Source organism: Enterobacter sp. UNJFSC 003, assembly GCF_036903355.1.
In the GTDB taxonomy this organism is placed as follows: Bacteria; Pseudomonadota; Gammaproteobacteria; order Enterobacterales; family Enterobacteriaceae; genus Enterobacter.
Map to the genome: position 1 here is coordinate 21492 of NZ_JBAKHK010000006.1, position 25481 is coordinate 46972.

The window sequence follows — 25481 nt, forward strand, 5'->3', positions numbered from 1 at the left end:
TAACCTTAACTCAAATACTTAAGCGCCCAAGCGAAAGGCATCATGAGCACACCGATAAAACGGCTAGAAATCATTAAAAATGCCATCGAACTGGAAGATGACGACATCATCCAGAGCCAGTTGACACGCCTGAAAAATGAAGCGTTTGACGATGAGCTACAGGCAATCGTCGTGGCGCTTGAGAAGAAGAATTACACCGCTGCAATCAGGGCCATCACCGCCTGGCTGCAAAGCCAGCGCGCGATAACGCAGTGGCGCGATCCGCAGGTGGCCGCCAGCAAGCTGGAGCTGAAGGCGCTGGAAGAGCGCCTTCGCGATCTCATCGATCGTCGTAATGCCCGCGTGCAGCAGCTTGATGAATTCAACGATCTCTATTTCTCCCGCCTCGGGCCGCTAATGCAGCAGATCCTCGCCCTGCGTAAAACGCTGGCAGAGCTGAACCTGCGCCGTCAGCAGGCGGAAGCGCGTCGCCGGGAAGAAGATTACCGCCGCTGCCAGCGTTATATGGCGCAGGCGGTTGAAGTGCTTGCCACCCTTACCCAGCGCTGGCGCGACCTGCCTGCGGATTCCGTGCAGGCTGCCGAGGCGCGTAAGCAACTGCAGCAGCAAAGCAATCTGATTGCCAATCTGCTGGCCGAAGCTCAGGAGCTGGAAAGCGGCTTAACGCGCGAAGAAGAGCCCGCGCGACAGGCGCGCGACCAGGCCAACGACGAGTACGAGAAGTATCGTGAGCAACATCACGATGCCGAAGTGCGTCTTCGTAAAGGCAAAGATCTTTCCGAAGAAGATCAAAACGAGCTGAAGCGACTCTGGCGTCAGGCAAGCAAGCTGTGCCATCCAGACCTGGTCGCGGACGATCTTAAAGAAGAAGCCAACACCATGATGGTGCAGCTTAATCAGGCTAAACAGCGCGGCGACGTGAAAGCGATCCGCTCGCTGGTGGCGCGTCTACAGCAGGGCTTTGAACCGCTGATGGCAAGCGACAGGCTGAACGATCTGGAGCGTATTCGCAAAAAAGTGGCGCAGGTGCGCGAGCAAATCGACATTTTAGTGAACGAGCTGGCGGAACTCGAGAAAGAGGAGTCCTGGCTTCTGGTCTCGTCGCTGAGCAATATGGAAGCGTACTTCGCTCAGCAGGAGAAAGCGCTGCACGAGGTCCGCGCCTCGCTCGAACATCAGGTGAACGAAGCGCAGCTGGATTCCGCCGCCTGACTATTTGGCGTGCCAGTATGCACTGGCACGCACCAGTTGTGGATCAATCGCGTCGGTTTCAAACTGACGGCTCAGGCTTTTCACCACCTTCCCTTCCCCGGTCAGCCAGATGAAGTAATCCTTCTCCGGTACGGTCAGCGCAGCCAGATGGTCAGCCACCGCCTGCGCGTTGTGTCCGACAACCCAGGTGATGTTGAACTCGCTCAGGTGTGCCAGATAGTCCTGATAAGCTGCGTCACCCACCGTCACCACCGCATGAATGTCCGGGCGCGCGGAAAGTTTGGCGATACCTTCCAGGCGGCGGCGCAGCGCGGGCATGCCTGACTCATCGCAAACGTACAGCTGCCAGGCGTAATCTTCCGGCACCACCAGCGAACCGCGCGGCCCGCCGATGGTCAGCTTGTCGCCAGCTTTTGCCTCGACCGCCCAGCGGCTGGCAATGCCGCCGTCATGAATGAAGAAATCGAGCACCAGTTCATGGCTGGACTCATCGTACAGCGGCGTATAGTCGCGCGTCTGCGGACGTACGCCGTCGCCCCAGTCGATGCCTTCATCGGTAACCACCGGCGGCACAAACGTTGCCCCGGGCGCCGGGAAAAAGACTTTGGTGTGGTCGTCAAAACCTCGGGAGCTAAAGCCCTCCAGCGCCTCGCCGCCTAAAACAATGCGCTGAAAACCCGCGCTGGCGCGCTCAACGCGGAACACCGTCAGCTCGCGAAAACGCAGGTCATTACGAACACGCTGTGGGTAACGGATAGATGTCATTTTTAGACCCTTCTCTGATGAATACGATATATCTAAATCGATTTTTAAATGATAATGATTACTAATAAGAGAAAATGCAAGTTCTTTTAGATTGCATCTGAATATATCTTAGATATAGTTTAGATATATCAAATTGAAGGGGATGCTATGCGACACGAACACGATGGCGGCGGTCGGCGACCGCGCTTTTTCGGGCACGGCGATCTGCGGCTGGTGATTCTGGATATCCTGACCCGCAGCGCGAGCCACGGCTATGAGCTGATCAAAGAGATCGAGAACCTGACGCAGGGGAATTACACTCCCAGTCCTGGGGTGATCTATCCGACCCTGGATTATCTTCAGGAGCAGACACTTATCACTATTACGGAAGAAGAGAGCGGGCGTAAGCGAATTACGATTACCGCTGCAGGCCAGCAGTGGCTGGATGAAAACCAGGAGCAGCTTGAGCACATACGGGCACGTATCAAAGCGCGCTCCGTCGGGTTCCAGCTGCGCAAAAACCCGCAGATGAAGCGGGCGCTGGAGAACTTTAAAGCGGTGTTAGATCTGAAGGTGAATCAGGGAGAGCTCAGCGACGCGCAGCTTAAGCAGATCGTCGGGGTTATCGACCGCGCGGCGCTGGAGATCTCCCAGCTGGATTAAGCGATCGCGCTATCGCCCACGCGGAAGACGCGGACCAGCGCTTTCAGGTGCATCGCCTGTTCGTTCAGGGACGCGGCTGCCGCCACGGACTCTTCCACCAGCGCCGAGTTCTGCTGCGTGGTGGCATCAATCAGGCCAATCGCGCTGTTAATTTGCGAAATGCCTTCCGTCTGCTCGTGACTGGCCTGGCGGATTTCGCGCAGGATAGCGTCCATCTCCTCCACGTTGCCCACCATTCCGTTAATCAGTCCGCTGGCTTTTTCCACCAGGTTCATGCCGTCCTGGGTCTGGCTGGAGGAGCTTTCAATCAGCTGCCGGATTTCGCTGGCCGAGGACGCACTCTTCTGCGCCAGCTGGCGCACCTCACCCGCAACAACCGCAAAACCACGGCCATGCTCGCCCGCGCGTGCCGCCTCCACCGCCGCGTTCAGCGCCAGAATGTTGGTCTGGAAGGCAATAGCGTCGATCAGGTCGATAATATCGGACATCCGATTCGAGGTTTCGTTAATCAGGCGCATTTTGCTGGTCACCTGCTTCATCATCTCGCCGTTGTTCTTCACCACCGCGGCCGCATCCGCAGACAGCGTGGTGGCTTCACCGGTGTGCGATGCCGTGTTTTTGACCGTCGCCGTGATTTGTTCCATCGACGCCGCCGTCTGCTCTACGGAGCTGGCCTGCTCTTCTGTCCGTGCTGCAAGATCCTGGTTACCCGCCACAATTTGCGCCGCGGCGCTGGAGATGTTTTCCGAGCCAGTTTGCACCTGCTGAACAATCTCCAGCAGCCGCGTTTTCATCTCCATCAGCGCATGCAGCAGCAGTCCCGTTTCGTCTTTCCCGTGCGGCGTGATGCTGCCGGTCAGATCGCCTTCGGCAATGGCCGATGCAAAGCTCACGGCTTCACCCAGTGGACGGGTAATCGAGCGCACGATAAACCAGCCAATCAGGCTGCCCACCGCTACGCTGAAGAGGGTGATGAGGATAAGCAGCAGACGATTGGTTTTGAAGTCGCTGTCCACCTGCGCGCCCGCACCCTGCATCTCGCTGTTTTGAATCGCAATCAGTGCCTGAACCCTGGCCTTATAGGCCTGCTGCAGGCTGAGGGTAGTGGTCATCATCTCCCGGATAGCGCCCTCACGATCCTTATTCTGCACCGCCTGTAAAATGCGGTAACGGGAGTCCAGATACTGCTGGCGCACGCCGCGTATATCCGCCAGCGCCTTCTGCGATTTCTCATCCTGCAGGGCGTTGTTCAACTCACCGAGGATCACCGTGATGCGTTCGCTGATCGCCTTCAGATGTTGCTGTGATTGCGTCGTATACGCTCCCTGTTCATCCAGCAGCATAAGCTGCTGAGTGCTGATAAATTCCTGGAAGTTTTCGATTAACTGATTCGCTTTTACCGTCGTTGGATAATCGTCAATAACGATCGATTGCATTCCGTTATTTGCCCGATTCAGACTTAGCAGGGACAAGCTCGCGCTCACCACCATCAGGGCAATAAGGAATCCAAACGCCAGAAATAATTTCGTGCCGATCTTTACGTCATGTAAGAACATATATACTCCATCGATGTGATTATTTCTCAGACGATCGCTGTTATCGGTAACCATCACGCTAACTTTATGACTTTGATCGTTTTTTTATTTCATAACCCCTAATATAGATAGGTGCAGGCTATTAATTTCGGCACATCGATCGTTAGGCAACCCTTATACGAAGCGTTTATGAAATAGCATCGGGAAAAACAGACTTAGGCAGAGATAAATAACTGAGGCACTTTCTTTAGTTATTTAATGGTGAATTAACAACAAAACATAAAAATGATTACATTCACAAAAGAATAAAGCCGCCTATGCCCGGCGGCACAAGCGGCTTTGCAGAAGCATGACCGGCTCAATGCAGCACGGTAACCGCATCCTCAAGACGCCCGGCGCGGTGCTTCACCATCGCCGAGATCTGCGCGCTTTCTTCTACGAGGTCAGCATTTTTCTGCGTGATGCCGTCCAGTTCGGCCACGGCGCGCGTGAGCTCCGACAGCCCGGTGGCCTGCTCGGACGTCGCGTGGCTGATTTGCGCAATAAGCTGCGTCACGTTCTGCACCTGTTCAACGATGTCGTCCATGGTACGGCCCGCCGCATGTACCTGATCGGAACCGGATTGCACCTTGCTGGCACTGGCATCAATCAGCTTACGGATATCGTTAGCCGCGTTCGCGCTGCGGCTGGCGAGATGGCGTACTTCACCTGCCACCACCGCAAAGCCTTTACCCTGCTCGCCGGCCCTTGCCGCCTCAACCGCCGCATTCAGCGCCAGAATATTGGTCTGAAACGCGATATCGTTGATAAGCGTGGTAATAGAGCCGATGCGCTGGGTGCTGTCCGCGATATCATCCATGGTTTTCACCACCGTTTGCATCGCATTACCGCCCTTGGTCGCCGCGCTGCTGGCAGCCACAGAGAGCTTATCCACTTCGGCGGCAGTTTCTGAATTGCTTTGCACCGAGGCAGCCATCTGGTTCATCGTCGCCACGGTCTGCTGCACGTTAGCCACGGTCTGCCGGGTGCGGTCGTTAAGATCTTCATTACCCTGCGCCAGCCGGTCGCTGCCGTCGCGCACGCTCACCACCTGGCTCGAGACGTCATTGATTAACCAGCGGCACATCAAGCCTAATTGCCCGACTGCGCGCAGGGTCAGCCCCAGCTCGTCGCTGCGGTTCAGATGCTGCACGCTGTTGCGCTCGCCGGTGGCGACCTTTAGCGCCTGACGCGCCACATTCTCTACCGGACGCACAATCTGCTGCTCAAACAGCAGCGTCCCCAACAGCATCACCGCGGCAGTCGCCGCGAAGGATGCCCAAGCAGCCGAGGTTGCCGCAAGCGTTGCCACCATCACCGCAAACAGCACCGCCATTACGCCACGCACCCGCCAGCGCAGCGGTAGCGACGGCACGTTCCCGAGCCAGCCCCTACGTACCACAAGCCCTTTACGGATGCGCTTTTTACACCGCCCCTCGTTGAGGGCCTTATAGAGCGGCTCCACGGTAGCTATCTCGTCTGCCGTCGCCTTGGCGCGAATCGACATATAGCCCGTCACCTGCCCGTTGCGTACCATCGGCACGGCGTTGGCGCGCACCCAGTAGTGATCGCCATTTTTCCGGCGGTTTTTGACAATGCCGCTCCACGGCTCGCCCTTTTGCAGGGTGTACCACATATCAGCAAAGGCGGCTTTTGGCATATCAGGATGACGCACCAAATTATGCGGCTGCCCAAGCAGCTCCTTGAGCGAGTAGCCGCTCACCTGCACAAAGGTGTCGTTAGTGTGGGTCATGTAGCTATGAAGGTCGGTCGTCGACATGAGAGTGGTGTCATCATCCAGAGGATATTCATTCTGGGTGACATAAGAAGGAGAGGACATGGTGGGCATTCCTTGCAGGTTATTCGAATGTTAATTTTGTGGTTTATTGTTTTTTCGGCGATAACGAATTTATCTTTAGTTGTTAAATATGATTGAGATCGCAAATTTCACTTAAACCGCACCTTTTGTGCGCTTTTTTAATTGATTGATTTAAAATACTTTCAGTAAGAAATTACTCACAAAGTGTGATCTGTTAACGCTCGCTTAAGCAGCACGTCTCGCACCACGACGGTGCAACAGACGCAACCCGTCGCAATATCGGTGCTCACTTTCCTGCCGCTTCCTCCCGTTTGGTTTCTATCGGCATGATTAAATATTGTTCAACATAATGTTAACCTGGCGTTTATCCCGATTTTCGTTAAGTCCGCTGAAGTGGCGTAATCCCTGCAATACTTAAATCAGTATCATGTGATACGCGATCCCCGGGAGCATATTTTGAACAGGTTACCTTCCAGCGCCTCGGCTCTTGCCTGTACCGCGCACGCACTGAATCTCATTGAGAAGCGAACGCTTGATCATGAGGAGATGAAACAACTTAACCGAGAGGTCATCGATTACTTTAAAGAGCATGTGAACCCTGGATTTTTGGAGTATCGCAAATCTGTTACCGCCGGCGGGGATTACGGAGCCGTAGAGTGGCAAGCGGGAAGTCTGAATACGCTTGTCGACACCCAGGGACAGGAGTTTATAGATTGCCTGGGTGGTTTTGGCATTTTCAACGTGGGGCACCGTAATCCAGTTGTGGTTTCCGCCGTACAGAATCAACTTGCGAAACAACCTCTTCATAGCCAGGAACTGCTCGACCCGCTTCGCGCGATGCTCGCGAAAACGCTGGCGGCCTTAACGCCCGGCAAACTGAAATACAGCTTCTTTAGCAACAGCGGTACGGAATCGGTCGAAGCAGCACTTAAGCTCGCCAAAGCGTACCAGTCGCCGCGCGGCAAATTCACCTTTGTCGCTACCAGCGGCGCGTTCCACGGTAAATCGCTGGGCGCACTGTCGGCGACCGCCAAATCCACCTTCCGCAAACCCTTTATGCCGCTCCTGCCGGGCTTCCGCCACGTGCCGTTTGGCGACATTAACGCGATGCGCACCGTGCTGAGCGAATGCCGTAAAACCGGCGACGACGTGGCAGCGGTGATCCTGGAGCCGATTCAGGGTGAAGGCGGCGTAATCCTACCCCCGCAGGGCTATCTGCCCGCCGTGCGTCAGCTGTGCGATGAGTTTGGCGCACTGCTGATCTTCGACGAAGTGCAGACCGGCATGGGCCGTACCGGCAAAATGTTTGCCTGCGAGCACGAGAACGTTCAGCCGGACATTCTGTGTCTGGCGAAAGCACTTGGCGGCGGCGTGATGCCGATTGGCGCGACGGTCGCAACCGAAGAGGTGTTCTCGGTGCTGTTCGACAATCCGTTCCTGCACACCACCACCTTCGGCGGCAACCCGCTGGCCTGCGCGGCCGCGCTGGCGACCATCAACGTGTTGCTGGAGCAAAACCTGCCGGCGCAGGCGGAGCAGAAAGGCGACATGCTGCTGGACGGCTTCCGCCAGCTGGGACGTGAATATCCGGACCTGGTGCAGGACGCACGTGGGAAAGGGATGCTGATGGCGATTGAATTTGTTGATAACGAAACCGGCTATAGCTTCGCGAGCGAGATGTTCCGCCAGCGTGTGCTGGTGGCCGGAACGCTCAACAACTCGAAAACCATCCGTGTTGAACCGCCGCTGACGCTGACCATCGAACAGTGCGAGCAGGTGCTGAAAGCGGCGCGTAAAGCACTGGCAGCGCTGCGAATAAGTGTAGATGCGTAATGAATTATTTCCCCTCTTCCGAGGGGAAATATTTTACCTGAATCGACAGTCTGCTTTTCCCGCTATCTATATTCCTGTCAACGCGTAATAATGCGGGCAAAAATGTATCCTCCAGGCTACATTGTAAAATTAAACATCTGCTGTATAACATCAGCGTTTACATCCGTCAAAATCAATCTATCCAGACAAAATCATAATGTTGCATAAGATTAGCACTCAAATTATAATACTTATATTCATCTATGAGGATTTTTAGGCGATGGAGTACCTACTTGACGGTATAGTGCATTATAATAATGATTTACGCACTTTAACCAATAATAAACAAACAGTTGAGCTATCGCTAGCCACTTCACGATTATTAAATGCACTCATTGATGCAAATAACCGGCAAATCAGTCGTACTGAACTACTTGAAAAAGTTTGGGAAGAACATGGACTGGTTGCATCAGATAATAATTTGAACCGAAACATATCGCTGTTGCGGAAAGCATTTCTTGAATTTGCACTTGAGGACAAAATTGAAACAATACCGAAGCAAGGTTTTGTGCTTCACTGTAAATGCACTCCTGTTAATCCCATCAGTAGCCACCCTCGTGAAAAACTAAAGAAAATATACTCCTCGAACAAGAATTTTTACATCAGCACAATAACTTTAACATTCCTGATCCTGGCTACACTCGGTACATTTTATTTAAACCACGCTAATAATAGCAATATGCATAAATATAAATCCGTGGGATTATGCGAGGTCTTTAGTGATATAAATGTAATAAAACAAGAAAATATCGACTCATTTTTTAACACAACACTAGGTCAGAAAATCGCCTTACAGTGCACAAAAAAAACAACATGATATATTTTGATGACAACAGGGCCCCTTTAAAAAGCAAGGTGTACTCCACTCACATTGCCGTATGCGGCAAACTAAATACAGGAAAAGGTCATGAATGCGAAAACTACGTCAATATTAACAATAATTAATATTGCCCTTAGTCTGCTGCTACTCCCATTGCTTGTAGTGGCCATACACAAGCTTGTTGGCATTTATAGCTACTTACCTATGAACTGTATGTCAACCGTGCATATCAACCGTGCAGATGAGAAAAATGCCCTGGATGGCATCAACGGCAATATCAAAATAGTTTTTCATATTACGAATGAAGGTCTCGTAACGGTGAGTGAGTACGGCACCTTGAATTATCATGGTAAAGAGTACCTTGTCGATCGCACAGGAAATATGATGATGGACAAAGATGTTCAAAACGGCTTCCATAAAGTTACAAGAGGTAAATTTGTTTCCAATCTTCAGCATAATGCGCCTTCTGAATTGACTGAAAAACTCACCTCAAGCCAACCTGTTTTGCATTACAAGATAGATAAGCTTGACACCGAAACCTGGCGAATAAGCGATTTACAGCGTTCTATATTTATTTGCCGCAAATGAGTCAGCTGCGTAAGCACATAGCTCGTTATAATAATATTACAAATGCATTATCGATGTGTTAATTGTTAAAACAATAGCACATTCCATGTTTATTCTTTAACAAAAGATAAACTATAGAGCAAATAAACAAACCATATATTCATCTATGCACAAGCCTCCCCTCATAAAATAAAAGAATAAAAACCTTATTAAATCTGACTAAATGTGATTTTATTCTACTGCACCTGCCTTTCACACCACATCCCCTGAACTTCTTTTATTTTGGCATTTATTATTTTGTATTTATTGGTCACCTCTTAAAAGAATTGCCTCGATTTTTTTAGAACGTACTATTTAGCCAACGTTAGATGATGCTGTTTATACCTGAAAAGCATAGAACTCTATTTTATAAAACATCAGTAGCCGCAATAAATGACGCATCAAAAGCGAGGGGTAAAACATGGTCATTTATCTATTGTACGCATTATGTGTCGCTCTGTTTGCAGAGGCGGTGTTAATAATTTTTATAGATAAAGAGTTTTTTGAATTCATAATAAGCTCATCAGATCTATCAAAGGCCTATAAGCGTCTTTACTCGGTAATTATGTAACAAGGTTATCATATTGCATATGAGGTAAGAGGAAGATATGCGTGTTCTAATATTAGATCCTAACATTGTACATCAGCATTTTTTGAAAACACAAATTGAGGAAGCAGGGATATTAACTGATGTATCTTCAAGCATTCAGGAAGTGGAACTATTTATGTTTTCAAATAAAGCTGAACTGCTAATTATGTCATGCGAGTCTCTTTCAACGACCGAGTTACAGGCGATTCGTAAGTGGCGACGCGAAGGGCGTAATATCCGAATTATGATCCTTAACAGCAGTAACGATATTGAACATAAAGTGAAAGCTCTTGAAAGCGGTGCGGATGATTATGTAGTAAGAACATGTCATATTGAAGAAATTATCATTAGAATTTGGGTTTTGGTACGCAGAAATTACCTTACCCCTTCCCAACGTATTTCTGCTGGTAATTTAGAACTCGACTTGAACAGTAAAATACTTTTCATTAATAAAGAAAAAATTAGGCTGACTGGTTTTGAATTCGAGATTATGAAACTATTGATGAAGAACAAAGGTCAAGCCTTGAGCAAACGTAAAATAATGAAACATCTGTATCACGACTGGATTGGGAAAGAAAACAATACTGTCGAGGTTCTTATTGGTCGCTTAAGAAAGAAGCTTGCCCCCTATAACAGCGGACAAATCCGGCATCAGCGAGAAGAAGGTTATTACTACGATCTAAATGGCGCAATCTGAATAGGTGTCAGACACTGTACTGCCTTTTATGGCATAAACGTTAGCTTCATTTAGGAACGGTATATTCAAAGACTCTAAACTTTCATTTCATCAATTACAGCTTTCATTATTAAGATAACTTTATGAGCAAAACTGCGAACAATACGCTATCACTTTGGTCTTTAACGACCCTTGTTGTCGGAGCAATGATCGGGGCGGGTATATTTTCATTACCTGCGACATTCGGACGCGCAACCGGTGGGCTTGGCGCAATGATTGCCTGGGTGATAGCTGGCGGCGGTATGCTGATGCTGGCATTCGTATTTCAGAACCTTGCGGAAAGGAAACCTGAACTCAATGCTGGCGTTTTCAGCTATGCTAAGGCCGGTTTTGGCGAATATCCCGGCTTCATTTCTGCCCTGGGCTTTTGGGCTGGTACATGTATCGGTAACGTATCCTATTTTATTTTAATTAAATCCACATTGGGCGCCTTTTTCCCTTCATTTGGAGAAGGTAACACCTGGCTCGCGATCGCCGTATCATCGATTGTTTTATGGTCATTCCACATCCTTGTTTTACGGGGTATTAAAGAAGCCGCTTTCATCAATACCCTGGCGACGTGTGCCAAAATTATCCCTATTTTTGTGTTTATCGCCATCCTGATAATGGCGTTCAAAAAAGATATGTTTCTGCTTAATTTCTGGGGCGGAGCCGCCGGAGAGCCCCCTCTCCTCAGATCGGTCTTTTCCCAGGTCAGAAGCACCATGCTGGTGACTGTATTTGTATTCCTTGGGATCGAAGGCGCAAGTATTTACTCACGTTATGCGACTAACAGAAAAGACGTCGGCCTGGCCACCGTATTCGGGTTCATCGGGGTTCTGTGCTTATTGATGTTAGTCACCATGCTTTCTTATGGCGTTATGCCTCAAGCCGAACTGGGGGCTTTACGGCAACCCTCTATGGCCGGCGTCCTCGAAAGCCTGGTTGGTCGCTGGGGTGTGATTTTCATCAGCGTGGGGTTAATTATCTCTGTACTCGGAGCATATCTTTCCTGGTCATTACTCGCCGCAGAAGTAATCTATTCCGCAGCATTAAAAAAGAGTATGCCCGCGGTGTTTGCCCGTGAAAACCGTTGGCTTGTACCTTCTTCAGCCGTATGGTTGACCAATATTGCCATACAACTTTTTTTAATCATCACCTTTTTCAGCGATTATGCATTCCAGTTAGCGCTTGAACTTACCAGCGCAATGACGCTTATCCCCTACCTCCTGGTTGCAGCTTATAGCCTGAAACTGGTGATTACACGTGAAACATATGAACATTCTTCTAAAGGATATTATAAAGATCTAGTGGTCTCGTTAATTGCCACCCTCTATGCATCCTTGATGATTTATGCCGGCGGATTAACTTATGTTCTGCTCTCCGCCATCATTTATGCTCCCGGCACGCTTCTTTATTACATAGCCAAGCGTGAGCAAGACAAAAAAATATTCACTCGAACTGAGAAGACATTATTTACTGTCATCTCAATGGCAGCTGTGGCATGTATTTATGGAATTGTAACTGGAAGTATTACCATTTAATTAATCCCTTAAGGAGTCTATATGCAAGACGTACCATTCGGTGTTCACTCTGAGGTCGGCCAATTACGCAAAGTGATGGTGTGCGCCCCAGGGTTAGCACATAGCCGTCTTACACCAGGCAACTGCGACAGACTTTTATTTGATGATGTCATGTGGGTAGAGCGTGCCCGGCACGATCACCTCGACTTTATTAATAAAATGCGCGGATGTGGTGTTGACGTTGTAGAAATGCATGATCTGCTCGCAGAAACGTTGGCTAATCGCCAGGCACGAAACTGGCTTACAGAACAGCAGATCACTGCCGATGAAATCCCATTAGGTTTACTTAATGAAACCCGTTCGTTCCTGGATTCGCTGTCAGCACATCATCTGGCAGAGTTTATGATTGGTGGACTTTCAACAAATGATTTGCTGAATAGACGGAGGGGAGATAAAGAAGAGCTTGAACTCGTCGGAAGAGCGACAGGGCTTCGTGAATATTTGCTTCCGCCGTTACCAAATACGCTTTATACGCGAGATACAACTAGTTGGATTTACAACGGGGTTACGCTTAATCCACTTTACTGGCAGGCACGTCGTGAAGAAACGCTACTGACTACCGCTATTTATAAGTTCCATCCTGATTTCACCCGTCAGACGATTAATACATGGTGGGGGGATCCGACACGTTATCATGGTTCAGCCACCCTTGAGGGCGGTGATGTTATGCCTATTGGCAATAAGGCCGTTTTAATTGGCATGAGCGAAAGAACGTCCTATCAGGCGATTGCACAGCTCGCATCAGCCCTGTTTTCAAACCCGCTTAGCGATGTCGAGCGCGTAATCATTGCAGCGATGCCGAAACTCAGAGCGGCGATGCATCTGGATACGGTATTCACATTTTGTGACCGGGATTTAGTGACGCTCTATCCAGCCATTGTTGATCAAATCGAAGTCTTTTCACTGATAAAAGACGATTCCCCTGGCGGGATGCGTCTGGAGCATTATTCAGAATCGTTAACTGACGTAGTTGCCGGAGCACTTAATTTAGGAAAACTTAGGGTTGTTGAAACTGAAGGTAATGTTTACGACACCGAACGTCAGCAATGGGATAGCGGCAATAATGTGGTCGCCATGTCTCCAGGAGTCGTTATCGCCTATGACCGAAATACGAAAACAAACGATCGATTGCGTAAAGAAGGCGTTGAGGTCATCGAAATCGTTGGAAGTGAATTAGGCCGTGGACGCGGCGGTGGCCACTGTATGACTTGTCCATTAATCCGTGATGCTGTTGATTATTAATAAGGAAGAAAGATGTTTAAACGCTGTGTTTTTATTTTCGCCGGATTGTTGACATTGGTTGGCTGTGCAGAAAAGCCCGTAGGTTCTGCCAATCATGCGAGTGCTGCGCTTTCCGGTCAGGTTATGGCGCTTTCACATGGCACAATAACAGGAGTCAGAAATATTACCATCCAAGGCGACACTGGAAACAGAGCTGCCGGTACGGTCGGAGGGGCTTTGATTGGCGGTGCTGCCGGTAATGCTATTGGCGGCGGAAGCGGCCGTCTGTTAGCGACAGCAGGTGGTACCGTTGCGGGTGCGATGGCAGGACAGTCAATACAACGTGGAATGGCGCGGAATAATGCTGTGGAACTCTTTATTCGTCCTGATAATGGCCCAGAATTCGTCACAGTACAGCCAGCCCGTGAAGGAGAATTGGTCGTAGGGCAACGTGTTAATATTACCTCCCATCGCGGTCAGGTAACTATTTCTCCAGCTCGCTAAATCACTTTATCAGACCTGCCACAACAGGATTAATATACTTTAACTCAGCATCAATATATTTTGCGGCAGGTTTTTTATGTTTTTATCAAAACCTTACCAATCTTTTTTACCTCATGACCATTTATAATTTTTAAAGGGCGCATCATGACCACTTATTTATTACAATTTTGGAATATGGCAGCAACTGCTTTTTCATTATTCTTTTTCGTTGCGTATTTATTTGTTATTTTCCAGATAGTTACTGATTTATTCCGTGATAATACATTGAATGGCTTCTTTAAGTCATTATGGATAATACTTTTGCTTTTCATTCCTCTAATTACCTCAATTTTTTATCTCATTCTAAGAGGAAAGGGAATGGCAAAAAGACAACGTATTTACCGACTTGACACCAATGCTTCAAGTCTGTGTAAATCACCAGCGGAGCAAATATTGGATGCAAAAAAACTGCTGAAGCAAGGAGTTATTAATCAAGAGGAATTCGAAATCCTTAAGGAAAAAGCGATTAATTAAATTGAACTGAACTGAACTGAACTGAACTGAACTGAACTGAACTGAACTGAACTGAACTGAACTGAACTGACTAAGGGGGAGTAAAAACCTGCCTTAGTCAGTTCTTTTTAGGTAATTAACCCTCTCTAAAGCAGTTAACAAATATTACGAAGGTTTGTTAAATAGCTCAGCTTAACCATCATTTTAACAGTTAGTTTTTTACTTAACCATATCAACTGGAGCGTTCGCGATGAAAAGCGCCTCACCCTGTAAACCTTGTAAGGGAAACATCTATTTTATTGGTGGGATTTATCATTTATTTTTGATAACTTGCTCAATTTTGCTATGGTGTGGGCTGATTTTTTTTGCCTCGCGAGCGTATAGCCAGACTCATTCAAATGATGATACAGCGGGCTGGAGTAGCAGAATCGTTTCCGACATCACGCTAACGTGGACAGATTATGACAGTCACGATATCTATCTTCCTTTTATTAGCTGGCATAACCGTTTCATGTACGATAAAGAAAAAACAGACCGCTATAACGAAATGCCCTGGGGCGCTGGGGTTGGTATTTCTCGTCACCATAGCGAGGGCAACTGGAGTGCAATCTATGGGATGGTGTTTAAAGACTCTCATAATGAATGGCAACCGGTGACAGGTTATGCATGGGAGAAGGGATGGTATCCAGACCAACAAAAAGAGTTCAAGTTTGGGTTAGGGGTTACTGCCGGGATAACGGCGCGTAAAGATATGGGTAACTATATCCCTTTGCCTATTGTATTCCCGCTTTTCTCGGTAAGTTATAAAAAAGTGAATCTTCAATTCACCTATATCCCAGGCACTTATAATAATGGAAATGTACTTTTCGGATGGTTACGCTATAACCTGTAAATGCGTATTGACAGGTGCTAATTGAAGATGGATTAACGTTTCTGAAGGTGGATAAATGCAATGACTCACCGCGAGCCTATCGCTCGCGGTGAGTCTATTTTAGAATTTAAGTGAGGCCCCCAGGTAGGCACCATCAAGCAAAGTGTGATTCGGTGTGCTGGATTTACCATGGACGCTAATATGACGGTAACCCGCTTTGAGTTTTACCGAATCTTGCACCTGCCAGGCTAACCCTGCATCAACCTCAACATAATTTTCTACGGCATTGTTCAGGCCGCGCGGCGCCGTGTAACCTTCACCGTATGCATAAAGCTCATCACTAAAATGCAGACGTAAACCGCCACCAATAGGTGCCGCAAACCCGTTATCACCTTTTTTAGGAGCCAGATAGATGGCTTTGGCGCCAGCGTAAAGATCGGCTTTACCCAAAGACACCTGATAGCCCAGGCCAACACCTCCTGAATTACGGCCATCATTATAGTTATTCGCCCAGTTCGCAGTATAAAAAATGCCGGTCTGCTCTGGAGCTATCAGTGCATTTAACTCCGTATGCTGTGTACCTAACTGGGCCCCAATTTCAGCAGCATTAGCGCTGACAGAGAGAGTTGAAAGAATTGCCACTACCGTTAGTGTTTTTTTAAACATCAGTTATCACCTAATCTACATTAAAAAATGGAAGCCAGAGCCTTTCTCAGGGGCTTGCTGGTGACTTACTTTAGGTGAAGATGTTATATGAAGTTCAAACAAAGAAGAGATACCAATCTGCTGAGTTGTCCTTCATCAATAACCTTTTAGTCTTGGGTAAACTCTATAAAAATGAAGTACGTTTAGAATCCATCTATCTTCCCAGAATAGAATGCGTCCTTAATTTCAATGAAATCATAGAGGGAAGCATGTTTCCGGCAGAGAATATCCAACGCAATAAAAAGCCAAGCTTTATTCGATATCTTTTTCTGTTCAACCTGTTATTACTGCCACTATTCATGGTTGTGGCACGCACACTGTGGGGACAAGATTTATTTTCAGTTTCACCAACTGGGGTCTTATTCTGGCCTGGGGCCGTCACGCACGTTTTGATGCTGGGTGGGCTTTGGTTGTTTTTAGATGTCCTGTTTATGATTTGGTTTTATATTAGCAACAAAAAAATCTGAGGAGCGGAAATCATGCTACTATTTATCTCATGGCTTTTTGCATTAATTGGCAGTGAATTACTTTTGTTGCAGATAAATTCCGCAAGCATTATCATACCTGTTTTATATTTATCTATGGGCGTAATGTATTTATACCAAAAAAATAAAATAAGAAATATGTTATGGCTAGATGAAAACTTAAAAAAAAGGCGCGCACTCAATTTAAAAGTGTTGTTTTTAGCTGCGCTTCTTATTATGTTATCAATAGTCGCCCATATCAATTTCGCCATTAACTCATTACTTATCATACAATGGATAAAAGCATAAATGATGCGACGATAAAAGCTGTAACATATACCCAAAGCTAACCAAACCGTCTCTTAAAAAATGACGACAGACTTCTGGTTTAGGTATAACCATATTGCATCCTATCCATAGTTTAGAGAAATCATGCGCAAGAAAACTTTAATTTTAATAAAGCGTTTTATATTTATTTTGGTTGGCGTCATGATTTGCATAATGATAGGCCTGTTTTATTGGGTACAGCGTAGCGGTGAACTCCAGCCATGGCATACTTATGTCCCGAATGAATTACGTGAAAAAGATATCGATCGAGCCGACTGGGATGACTATATCAATGCCGAAAACACCCTCTTCATGGAGGTCCATAAGCATGTCGTCATGAAGCAAACCGATCATGATACAACGACTTTAAATCGTTATAACTCGTTAAGCCCAGTGTATCCAGATAACCTTCCCACGGACTGGAATCGATCCTACATCATGCGGACAAAGACGGAACCGAGAGGTGCTGTCGTGTTATTGCACGGGCTAACGGACTCCCCATACAGCTTGCAGCATATTGCCCGGCTATATCAACAAGCAGGATTTGTCGCAATCGGGATCCGTTTACCTGCCCATGGCACCGTACCAGGTGCTTTAACGGATGTTAAATGGCAGGACTGGCTGGCAGCAACACGTCTTGCCGTGCGCGAGGCGACGAAAATGACAAATGCCGATACGCCTCTGCATATTGTTGGCTTTTCCAATGGTGGGGCTCTGGCCATGAAATATGCCATCGACGCCCTTTACGATAGTAGTTTGAGGAAGCCACAACAAATAATCCTTATTTCCCCCATGATAGGGGTAAGTCGCTTTGCTCGCTTTTCGGGAATGGCAGAATGGACAGCCTTTCTCCCGGCCTTTTCTCGTGCGGCATGGTTAGGTCTGGTACCCGAATTTAATCCTTTTAAATATAATTCTTTTCCCGTGAATGGCGCACGACAGGCTTATCTACTTACCGAGTCATTAAAACGCGAGCTTAACCGGCGCAATTCAAGTTCGCGCTGGAAAGAACTTCCTCACGTACTAACGTTTCAATCCGTTCTGGATTCCACGGTCAGCACCAGAGCGGTATTGGATGTTCTTCATCAAAACCTACCGGATAACGGTAGCGAACTGGTTTTATTTGATATTAATCGCGCGGTCAATTTTCGTGCACTCTTTCGTCACTCTTCCGATCGTGCGCTATCGCATTTGCTGGCAACGCCAGAGCGTAGCTTTACAACGACTATTGTCAAAAACGCCTCTTCAGAGAGTATGAAGATGGTGGCTTCGACACACTTAGCGCATACAACAAAAGCAGACGTTAAGCCACTTAACCTGCTGTATCCGCGAGATGTTTTTTCTTTATCACATGTTGCTCTCCCTTTTCCTGTACATGATTCCTTATATGGCAGTGAACCGTATGAACCGAATCGCTATGGCTTGAGCCTGGGTGTTTTACGTGTCAGAGGCGAGCGTGCTGTGTTGCTCGCCGATATGGACTCTTTAATGCGTATCACGTCAAACCCATTCTTTCCCTATTTGATGGAAAGGATCGCGGGCGTAATAAAATAAAAACCAGACAGGGCCTACGTTGTGTTTATGTAGGCCCGGAACGCTGCGCGCTATCGGTCGGTTGCTATCTGTGAAACTCCGCCACCGTCATGGTGAAGCGAAGCACGGTATCGCCTTCATTGGCATAGCCGTGCGCCGCTTCGGTTTTCGCCACCGCCGATGCCCCGGCAGCAACCTGCGTCACCGTCTCATCGACCGTCAGGGTTAACACACCCTCGTTAACATGCAGTAGCTCGAAGGTTCCCGCCGGGTGTCCTGGAGACGTGAACCGTTCCCCCGGATGCATATCCCACTGCCAGAGTTCAATCATATCCGGGCCAGCGGTACCCGCCAGCAGTCTGGCGCGTCCGCCCTGTGCACCCAGCCACAGTACCGGAATCGCCTCTTCTTCGATAACATGCACCAGCGGCTCGCTGGAGACGTTAACGATATCCGCCACTGAGATACCGAGCGCGGCGGCCAGTTTGCACAAAATGGCGATGCTGGGGTTGGCTGCGCCCTTTTCAATCTCCACCAGCATTCCTTTGCTGACGCTGGCGCGGCGGGACAGCTCATCCAGCGACAGTTTTTTCTCTTTGCGCCAGCTGCGAATCCGGTTCGCCACCGCCAGGCTTACCTGGGCGACATCGGCACCCTGCGCAGTCATTATATTGACTTTATCAGTCATTGGTCACTACCATGGTATAAAACAGTCAATACAGGATTATTTATGTCTCTCGTTACGCCGTCAATAGACTCGCGTCTTGCCGGGATTGCCCCAGGCTTTCGGGCACTGAGCATTCTGGTTGAAGCTGCGCCGATTAACCACCCGGAGGTGGCGGCTGCCGCACTGGCACAGGCCTGCCAGCAGATGCTTAATGATGATGTTCCCTGGGCTGATGCACACCTTTCAGACTGGGATGAGGTGTTTAAAGCCTTCGGCGCGAAACCGAAACGCACGCCCTGCTCCGCCTCTGCCCTGCGTAAGCGGGTAGTGAAGGACGGCACATTGCCGCCGCTCGACCCGGTGGTAGATATCTATAATGCCATCAGCATCCGCTACGCCATTCCGGTTGGCGGGGAGAATCTCGCGGCCTATGTGGGTGCGCCGCGTCTGACCTTTGCCAGCGGTGATGAACCTTTCGATACTCAGAAAGAGGGCCTGCCGGTGGTGGAATATCCGGATGCTGGGGAGGTTATCTGGCGCGACGATCTCGGCGTTACCTGCCGTCGCTGGAACTGGCGTCAGGGGATACGGACTCGTCTGGACAGCAAGGCGCAAACCATGTGGTTTATTCTTGAAAGCCTGCCGTCGATGCCGCTTGCGGCGCTGGAAAAAGCGGGCGCGGAGCTGGTGAATAACCTGCAGCAGCTGATGCCGGGTGCAAAAGCGCAGATTCATCTTCTCGAGCTGGCATGAAAAACGCCGGGAGGCGCTTGCGCTTGCCCGGCCAACATCACCTTTACAGCGTCTTTTATTCCGGCAACAACCCCACAAAACTGCGTTTTTTGCGTGGCTCCGACATCAGTTCCTCGAGCTTATCCACGCAGGCCAGATAGTGCGGGGTTTGCTTATGCGCCAGCACCGCCGCGTCGTCTTTATAGGCTTCGTAGATAAAGAACCGGGTTTTCACCCGCGGGTCCTGCAATACGTCAAATCGCAGGTTTCCCGGCTCCTTGATTGCTCCCTCGTGGTTGGCGCGAAACACCTCCAGAAACTCGTCCACCCGCTCGGGTTTGATGTTGATCTCCACTAGCGTCACATTCATTTTGCTTCTCCCTGTTTCTCTTCCTGCCAGAACTGGAACGCGTCCCGGGCGCTCATGTTCTCGTGTACCACTTTCTTAACCGCTTTTAGCATGGCGAGCGGCGCGCTGGACTGGAAGATATTGCGCCCCATATCCACGCCGGATGCACCCTGATCGATCGCCCGCCAGCACATCTCCAGCGCGTCGTGTTCCGGCAGCTTTTTGCCCCCGGCAATGACGATCGGGACCGGGCAGCTGGCGGTCACCTTTTCAAAGCCCTCGTCGACATAATACGTTTTGACGAACTGCGCCCCCATTTCGGCGGCGATACGGCTGGCAAGCGAGAAATAACGTGCGTCTCGCGCCATCTCTTTGCCGACCCCCGTCACCGCCAGCGTCGGTACCCCGTAGCGCGCGCCCGCGTCCACCAGCTTGATGATGTTGTTGATCGACTGATGCTCAAACTCGCTGCCGATATAGACCTGCGCGGCCACCGCGCAGACGTTGAGGCGAAGCGCGTCCTCCATTGCCACTGCCACGCACTCGTTGGATAGCTCGCCCAGGATCGAGTTACCGCCGGAGGCGCGCAGCACAACCGGTTTATTCGTCGCGGCAGGTACCTGGCTCCTGAGGATGCCGCGGGTACACATCAGCACGTCCGTTTCGCCAAACAGCGGGGCGATAGAGAGATCGATACGCTCAAGGCCAGTGGTCGGCCCCTGAAAGTAGCCGTGGTCAAAGGCCAGCATCACCGTGCGGTTGCTTTGCGGGTTGAAGATGCGCGCCAGCCGGGACTGCATGCCCCAGTCCAGCGAGCCGCAGCCCTTCAGCGTGAACGGCACATTCTGCTGCGGCGTGCCGATGCCAAAATCCTTGCCGTCTTTGATGTCGTCTAAATCAGCCATGTATTCCCCCCGTCAGAAATCGTATTTGTTGATGTTCTCTTTGGTAAACACCACGCGCTCCGGCAGCAGCACGATGCCGTTGCCCTTCGCTTCATACTGATAGCCCTGCACGCTGTTCGGCTCGACCTTCAGCGTCCCGATATCTTTTACGTCTACGCTGTCGCCAACGTTAAGATCGCCTTTTTTCAACAAACGATCGGCGACGTTGACCGCAATTTTGCCCTGCTGCACCACGTCCCACAGGCCAAAGGCTTTTACCGTACCGCGCTCAACGTATGGGCGCATCACGTTCGGCGTGCTGAAACCGACAATCGCCACGCCTTCACGCTTCAGGTTTTCTGCCGCCTGCGCTGCTGCGGGCAAGGCGTTAGCGTCCGGGGCGATGATCGCATCCAGATCCGGATACGCTTTTAAGATCCCTTCGGCGGTTTGCAGAGATTTAGTGGCATCGTTATAGCCAAACTGGGTCGTCACGACCTGCCACTGGGGATGATCTTTCTCGATTTTGGCCTTCGCCTCCTTCACCCACTGGTTCTGGTCGGTGACGGTTGGGCTGGAGTAGAAGAACGCCACTTTGGCATTCGGTTTGGTGACCTGCCTGCCGGCCATCTCCACCAGCAGGCCGCCAAGCTGTTCCGGGGTACCCTGGTTGATATAGATGCTGCGGCACTCTGGTTTGGTGTCGGAATCCCAGGTCAGCACTTTGACGCCGCGCTGCATCGCGCGCTTCAGCGCCGGACAGAGGCCGTCCGGCGACACGGCGGAGACGATGATGGCGTTATAGCCCTGGTTGACGAAGTTATTGATGAGCTGCACCTGGCCGGAGACGCTCGGCTCGGTCGGGCCGTCATAGGTGACGTCCACGCCAAGATCTTTCCCCGCCTCTTTCGCCCCGTTGCCGCCGCTGGTGAAGAAGCCGACGCCCACCAGTTTCGGGATAAAGGCAATGCGGTCTGCCGCCTGCGCCGAGGCAAAGCTGAGGGCCATCGCCAGGACTATCAGTTTTGTTTTCATCTTACGCTCCGGGTAGTTTTCAGTAAGAAATTGCGCACCCATTCACGGTGCAGACTCAGCGAACGTCCCATCACCACCACAACCAGCAGCGCCCCTGACAGCGCGCTCGACACCTGGTTGGGGATGCCGACCATCTGTAAACCCTGTTGCAGGTAGCCCACCAGCAGCGCCGCCAGTGCGGTGCCGACAACCGAACCGGAACCGCCGTAGATATTCGCCCCACCGAGCACCGCGGCGGTGAGCGCAGGCATCAGCAGATCGCGCCCCAGATCCGAACGCGCGGAGCCGAAATAGGAGACCATCACCAACGCGGCAATGGCCGAAGCCACGCCCACCAGGCCGTACAGCGCATAGGGCATGCCGTTCACCGACAGCGCTGCGTAGCGTGCCGCGCGCGGGTTTTGCCCAATCAAAAAAAGATGGCGGCCAAAGCGTCCGCGGTGGGTAATCAGCCAGAAGAAGGCGGTGATGACCGCGAACAGCACCAGCGGGATCGGCAGCCCTAAAACAGTGAGATTAGCGAACGCGGTAAAGCTGTCCGGGAAGCCGCCGATGCCCTCGTAGCCCGTCGCGCCAGCCATGCCGGAGAGCAGCAGCGCCCCGCCGCCGTAGAGGTACAGCGTGCCGAGGGTAATCACCAGGGGGCTGATGCCGGTGTAGTGGATAAGCGCCGCGTTCACCAGCCCGCACAGCAGGCCGAGCAGTAGCGTGAGCGGAATGGCGACCGCCATCGGCCAGCCCGACTGCATCATCACCCCAAGCGCAATGGCGCACAGGCCAATGGTTGAGCCCAGCGAAATGTCGATCCCGCCGCTGATGATCACCAGCGTCAGCGGTAGCGCCACAATGCCGATGCAGATGAAATCGCTGGTGCTGAACAGCAGCATGTTGATGTCGAGCATGCGCGGGTTGATGGCGCCAAAGAGCAGGATCTCCAGCACCAGTAAAACGAGCAGCGCGCTTTCCCAGTTAAGCTTCATTTACGCCACCTCTTTTTTGCGTTTTGAAAACGGGGTGACGTGCTTTCCCCCTTTATTGCCCGGCTGGAAGCGACTGTATTTCAACGCCCGCTGATGGCGAGCCAGCGCCTGGCGCAGACGTCCGTCGAGCACCAGCACGCCCAGCAGCACAAGGCCGGCGATAAAGTCGTTCCACCAGGCCGGAAGCCGGAACAGCACCAGCACGGTGTCGATTTGGGTCAGGAAAAAGGCACCGAGCAATGCACCGATGAGCGTCCCGGTGCCGCCCAGCAGCGAGATGCCGCCCAGCACGCAGGCGGCGATAGCCTTCATCTCCAGCCCGCTGCCGGTCTGGTTCGGTACAAAGCCAATCTGTGAGGCGAAGACGATCCCGGCGCAGGCCGCCAGCATGCCGTTAAGGGTAAAGGCGATCATCCGCGTACGGTTTACCGCCACGCCGAGCTGACGTGCGGCGGCAAGGTTATCGCCTACGGCATAAAAATCCCGGCCAAAGGCGGTGCGCGACAGCGTCCACGCGCCCACGGCGGCGAGCAGCAGCACCATCATGCCAAGGGGGGAAATACCGATGGCGGCAGGTTCAGAAAGCGATTTCAGCCCCGGCGGCAGCCCTTCAATCCACTTGCCGCCCGTCCACAGCAGCATTGCCCCGCGATACAGCCCCAGCGTGCCGAGGGTGGCGACAATCGCCGGAATGCGCAGCCCCACCACCAAAAAACCGTTGAATGCTCCCGCCAGTGCGCCAATCGACAGTGCGAAAAGTATCGATACCGGCAGACTATAGCCGCTGTTCAGCGCCACGCCGACGGCAATGGCAGAAAGCCCCACGGTGGAACCCACAGACACGTCAATATTGCGGGTTAACATCACCAGCGCGGCCCCGAGCGCCAGCAGGATCAAGATTTGTGAGCTGGCGAAAATCATCCCCAGCGTCTGGAGGCTGAAATAGGAGGGATTAAGAGCCACCAGCACGACAAACAGCGCCAGAATGGCGAGAAAAGCGCTCAGCTCGCGGTTTTTCAGCAAGGTCTTCATGATTGCCCTCCGAACGCCAGCGCCATCATTTTGTCGAGGCTGACGGCATGGCGCGGCAGTTCGCCGCTAAGCACGCCCTGATGCATCACCAGCACCCGATCCGCCAGCCCCGGAAACTCATCAAGATCGCTTGAGATCATCAGCACCGCCACGTTCTGCGCCGCCACGCTTTTGATCAGCTGATAGATATCGGCGCGCGCCGAGACATCCACCCCGCGCGTGGGTTCATCGACGATCAGCAGCAGCGGATTGGCCTCCAGACAGCGCGCCAGCAGAACCTTTTGCTGGTTGCCGCCAGAGAGCGTACGCACGGTTTGATCCGCATGGTTGAGCTTGATCCCCAGCGCCCGGTGATAGCGTTCGACAACCGCAGACTCCCGCTTGCGCTGCTGCCAGAGAGACGGCTCGTTCAGGGCGACCGTGTTCCAGCGAACCGGCGCATCCAGGAACAAGCCGGAAACCTGGCGATCCTCCGGCAGGTAAACCAGGCCCTTGTTCAGCCGCGAAGAGACCGGATCGCCGGTGATCTCCTGATTTTCCAACCAGATCCGCCCGCCACGGGTCGGTCGCAGGCCGTAGAGCGTTTCAGCAAATTCTGTTCGCCCGGAGCCGACCAGCCCGGCAAGACCCACGATCTCCCCGGCGTAGATCTCCAGACTGAGATCGATAAACCCTTCTCCAGTGAGCTCGTCCACGCGCAGCACCGGAAAATCCTGCGGCTGAGTTCGACGATTGCCCGGCAGCGCCAGCCACAGTTTTTGCGCGTCGCTTAAGCCTTTATCCCGACTCACGGGCGTCATCGCCGCGATGAGCGCGTTATCGTCGAACTGCGCCGTTTCGCCGCCGAGCACGACGGCACCGTCGCGCATTACCGAGACGTGACTCGCCAGCTGCCGGATTTCAGGCAGTTTATGCGAGATAAAGACAATACCCACGCCGAGCGCCTGCAGCGCGCGGATCTGGCGGAACAGGCGTTCGGTTTCCCCCGGCGTGAGCGACGCCGTGGGTTCATCGAGGATCAGGATCTTCGCGTTGCGCATGAGCCCGCGCAGGATCTCCACCATCTGCTGATCCGCGACTTCCAGCGTGCTGGCGGCAGCATCAAGATTAAGCGGGCACTGCAGCTGATGAAGCTTTTCCGCCAGACGTTTGTCCACGTCACGTTCACGCGGCAGACGGAAGAGGATGTTTTCCCGCACCGTTAAATTTGGGAACAGCAGCGGCTCCTGCGGCACCAGGTAAATGCCTAACCTGTGCGCCTGCGCTGGCGTAAGCCGCGTATAGGGTTGCCCCTCAACCAAAAGTTCACCGCCGTCCGGCGTCTCGACCCCGGCGATGATCTTCATCAGCGTCGATTTACCCGCGCCGTTACCGCCCATCAGCGCATGGACCTGGCCCGCAAGCAGCGTGAAATCAATGCCTTTGAGAACCGGCACACCGGAGAACTGTTTGCAGATATCACGTGCTTCGATAAGTGGGGTCATCATC

At 51.3% G+C, this 25481-nt stretch carries 26 protein-coding genes; 15 read left to right on the forward strand and 11 right to left on the reverse strand.

Going from position 1 to position 25481, the window contains the following annotated elements; genetic code table 11:
* Positions 1-42 precede the first annotated feature (42 nt).
* A complete protein-coding gene (locus V5P19_RS15135) occupies positions 43-1212 on the forward strand; it encodes a DNA repair protein (RefSeq protein WP_334404656.1) in 1170 nt (389 codons plus the stop codon).
* Here V5P19_RS15135 and V5P19_RS15140 read toward each other — a convergent pair whose 3' ends face one another.
* Positions 1213-1977 carry a siderophore-interacting protein gene (locus V5P19_RS15140; RefSeq protein WP_334404658.1) on the reverse strand — a complete coding sequence of 255 codons (765 nt, stop codon included), beginning with the start codon at positions 1975-1977 and terminating at the stop codon, positions 1213-1215.
* Positions 1978-2124: 147 nt separating this feature from the next.
* On the opposite strand from V5P19_RS15140, the gene V5P19_RS15145 reads away from it, so the two are divergent.
* Positions 2125-2619, forward strand: coding sequence for a PadR family transcriptional regulator (locus tag V5P19_RS15145; RefSeq protein WP_334404660.1), 495 nt, complete (start codon positions 2125-2127; stop codon positions 2617-2619).
* Here V5P19_RS15145 and V5P19_RS15150 read toward each other — a convergent pair.
* Together V5P19_RS15150 and V5P19_RS15155 are read right to left on the reverse strand one after the other, a co-directional pair.
* On the reverse strand, positions 2616-4175 hold the full coding sequence (locus V5P19_RS15150) for a methyl-accepting chemotaxis protein (RefSeq protein ID WP_334404662.1): 1560 nt from the start codon (positions 4173-4175) through the stop codon (positions 2616-2618). The two genes, V5P19_RS15145 and V5P19_RS15150, sit on opposite strands and share 4 nt — an antisense overlap.
* A 337-nt stretch (positions 4176-4512) precedes the next feature.
* Positions 4513-6033, reverse strand: coding sequence for a methyl-accepting chemotaxis protein (locus tag V5P19_RS15155; RefSeq protein ID WP_334404664.1), 1521 nt, complete (start codon positions 6031-6033; stop codon positions 4513-4515).
* 435 nt (positions 6034-6468) lie between these two features.
* On the opposite strand from V5P19_RS15155, the gene ygjG reads away from it, so the two are divergent.
* The 9 genes from ygjG (at position 6469) to pagP (ending at position 15306) form a co-directional block, all read left to right on the forward strand.
* Entirely contained in the window at positions 6469-7845 is a 1377-nt protein-coding gene (gene ygjG / locus V5P19_RS15160) for a putrescine aminotransferase (protein WP_334404666.1), read from the forward strand.
* A gap of 259 nt (positions 7846-8104) precedes the next feature.
* Complete coding sequence (locus tag V5P19_RS15165) at positions 8105-8701, forward strand: winged helix-turn-helix domain-containing protein (RefSeq protein WP_334404668.1); 597 nt, start codon at positions 8105-8107, stop codon at positions 8699-8701.
* A 90-nt stretch (positions 8702-8791) separates the two neighbouring features.
* Entirely contained in the window at positions 8792-9292 is a 501-nt protein-coding gene (locus V5P19_RS15170) for a hypothetical protein (RefSeq protein ID WP_334404670.1), read from the forward strand.
* A 626-nt stretch (positions 9293-9918) separates the two neighbouring features.
* On the forward strand, positions 9919-10596 hold the full coding sequence (locus V5P19_RS15175; protein WP_334404672.1) for a winged helix-turn-helix domain-containing protein: 678 nt from the start codon (positions 9919-9921) through the stop codon (positions 10594-10596).
* Between the two features lie 122 nt (positions 10597-10718).
* The gene (locus V5P19_RS15180) at positions 10719-12158 is read left to right on the forward strand and encodes a basic amino acid/polyamine antiporter (protein WP_334404674.1); all 1440 of its coding nucleotides are present in this window, start codon (positions 10719-10721) and stop codon (positions 12156-12158) included.
* A 21-nt stretch (positions 12159-12179) separates the two neighbouring features.
* Positions 12180-13439, forward strand: coding sequence for an arginine deiminase (locus V5P19_RS15185; protein WP_334404676.1), 1260 nt, complete (start codon positions 12180-12182; stop codon positions 13437-13439).
* Between the two features lie 12 nt (positions 13440-13451).
* On the forward strand, positions 13452-13922 hold the full coding sequence (locus V5P19_RS15190) for a glycine zipper 2TM domain-containing protein (RefSeq protein WP_334404678.1): 471 nt from the start codon (positions 13452-13454) through the stop codon (positions 13920-13922).
* A 144-nt stretch (positions 13923-14066) separates the two neighbouring features.
* Positions 14067-14435: a PLDc N-terminal domain-containing protein gene (locus V5P19_RS15195; protein ID WP_334404680.1), complete on the forward strand. Its 369-nt coding sequence runs from the start codon at positions 14067-14069 to the stop codon at positions 14433-14435.
* Between the two features lie 229 nt (positions 14436-14664).
* A complete protein-coding gene (gene pagP, locus V5P19_RS15200; RefSeq protein WP_334404681.1) occupies positions 14665-15306 on the forward strand; it encodes a lipid IV(A) palmitoyltransferase PagP in 642 nt (213 codons plus the stop codon).
* A 99-nt stretch (positions 15307-15405) separates the two neighbouring features.
* Here the strand turns inward: pagP and V5P19_RS15205 are convergent, their stop codons facing one another.
* Complete coding sequence (locus V5P19_RS15205) at positions 15406-15951, reverse strand: YfaZ family outer membrane protein (protein WP_334404684.1); 546 nt, start codon at positions 15949-15951, stop codon at positions 15406-15408.
* A gap of 80 nt (positions 15952-16031) precedes the next feature.
* On the opposite strand from V5P19_RS15205, the gene V5P19_RS15210 reads away from it, so the two are divergent.
* The 3 genes from V5P19_RS15210 (at position 16032) to V5P19_RS15220 (ending at position 18335) form a co-directional block, all read left to right on the forward strand.
* The gene (locus tag V5P19_RS15210) at positions 16032-16457 is read left to right on the forward strand and encodes a hypothetical protein (RefSeq protein WP_334404686.1); all 426 of its coding nucleotides are present in this window, start codon (positions 16032-16034) and stop codon (positions 16455-16457) included.
* 12 nt (positions 16458-16469) lie between these two features.
* A complete protein-coding gene (locus V5P19_RS15215; RefSeq protein WP_334404688.1) occupies positions 16470-16763 on the forward strand; it encodes a hypothetical protein in 294 nt (97 codons plus the stop codon).
* A gap of 123 nt (positions 16764-16886) precedes the next feature.
* Positions 16887-18335: an alpha/beta hydrolase gene (locus V5P19_RS15220; protein WP_334404690.1), complete on the forward strand. Its 1449-nt coding sequence runs from the start codon at positions 16887-16889 to the stop codon at positions 18333-18335.
* A gap of 64 nt (positions 18336-18399) precedes the next feature.
* On the opposite strand, the gene V5P19_RS15225 is transcribed toward V5P19_RS15220, so the two are convergent.
* Positions 18400-19002 carry a helix-turn-helix domain-containing protein gene (locus V5P19_RS15225; RefSeq protein ID WP_334404692.1) on the reverse strand — a complete coding sequence of 201 codons (603 nt, stop codon included), beginning with the start codon at positions 19000-19002 and terminating at the stop codon, positions 18400-18402.
* Between the two features lie 42 nt (positions 19003-19044).
* Between V5P19_RS15225 and V5P19_RS15230 the strand changes: the two genes are divergently transcribed.
* Positions 19045-19734 carry a phenylalanine--tRNA ligase beta subunit-related protein gene (locus tag V5P19_RS15230; RefSeq protein WP_334404694.1) on the forward strand — a complete coding sequence of 230 codons (690 nt, stop codon included), beginning with the start codon at positions 19045-19047 and terminating at the stop codon, positions 19732-19734.
* Positions 19735-19789: 55 nt separating this feature from the next.
* Here the strand turns inward: V5P19_RS15230 and lsrG are convergent, their stop codons facing one another.
* From lsrG to lsrA, 6 genes are read right to left on the reverse strand one after another with little or no spacing between them, the layout of a single operon-like run.
* Positions 19790-20083 carry a (4S)-4-hydroxy-5-phosphonooxypentane-2,3-dione isomerase gene (gene lsrG / locus V5P19_RS15235; RefSeq protein WP_334404696.1) on the reverse strand — a complete coding sequence of 98 codons (294 nt, stop codon included), beginning with the start codon at positions 20081-20083 and terminating at the stop codon, positions 19790-19792.
* Entirely contained in the window at positions 20080-20967 is an 888-nt protein-coding gene (lsrF, locus tag V5P19_RS15240; protein WP_334404698.1) for a 3-hydroxy-5-phosphonooxypentane-2,4-dione thiolase, read from the reverse strand. The genes lsrG and lsrF overlap by 4 nt, the downstream gene beginning before the upstream one ends.
* A gap of 12 nt (positions 20968-20979) precedes the next feature.
* Positions 20980-21981, reverse strand: a complete 1002-nt coding sequence (lsrB, locus tag V5P19_RS15245; protein WP_334404701.1) for an autoinducer 2 ABC transporter substrate-binding protein LsrB — start codon at positions 21979-21981, stop codon at positions 20980-20982.
* A complete protein-coding gene (lsrD, locus tag V5P19_RS15250) occupies positions 21978-22961 on the reverse strand; it encodes an autoinducer 2 ABC transporter permease LsrD (protein WP_334404703.1) in 984 nt (327 codons plus the stop codon). The genes lsrB and lsrD overlap by 4 nt, the downstream gene beginning before the upstream one ends.
* A complete protein-coding gene (gene lsrC / locus V5P19_RS15255; protein WP_334404705.1) occupies positions 22962-23993 on the reverse strand; it encodes an autoinducer 2 ABC transporter permease LsrC in 1032 nt (343 codons plus the stop codon).
* Complete coding sequence (gene lsrA / locus V5P19_RS15260; protein WP_334405040.1) at positions 23990-25477, reverse strand: autoinducer 2 ABC transporter ATP-binding protein LsrA; 1488 nt, start codon at positions 25475-25477, stop codon at positions 23990-23992. The genes lsrC and lsrA overlap by 4 nt, the downstream gene beginning before the upstream one ends.
* Positions 25478-25481 lie beyond the last annotated feature (4 nt).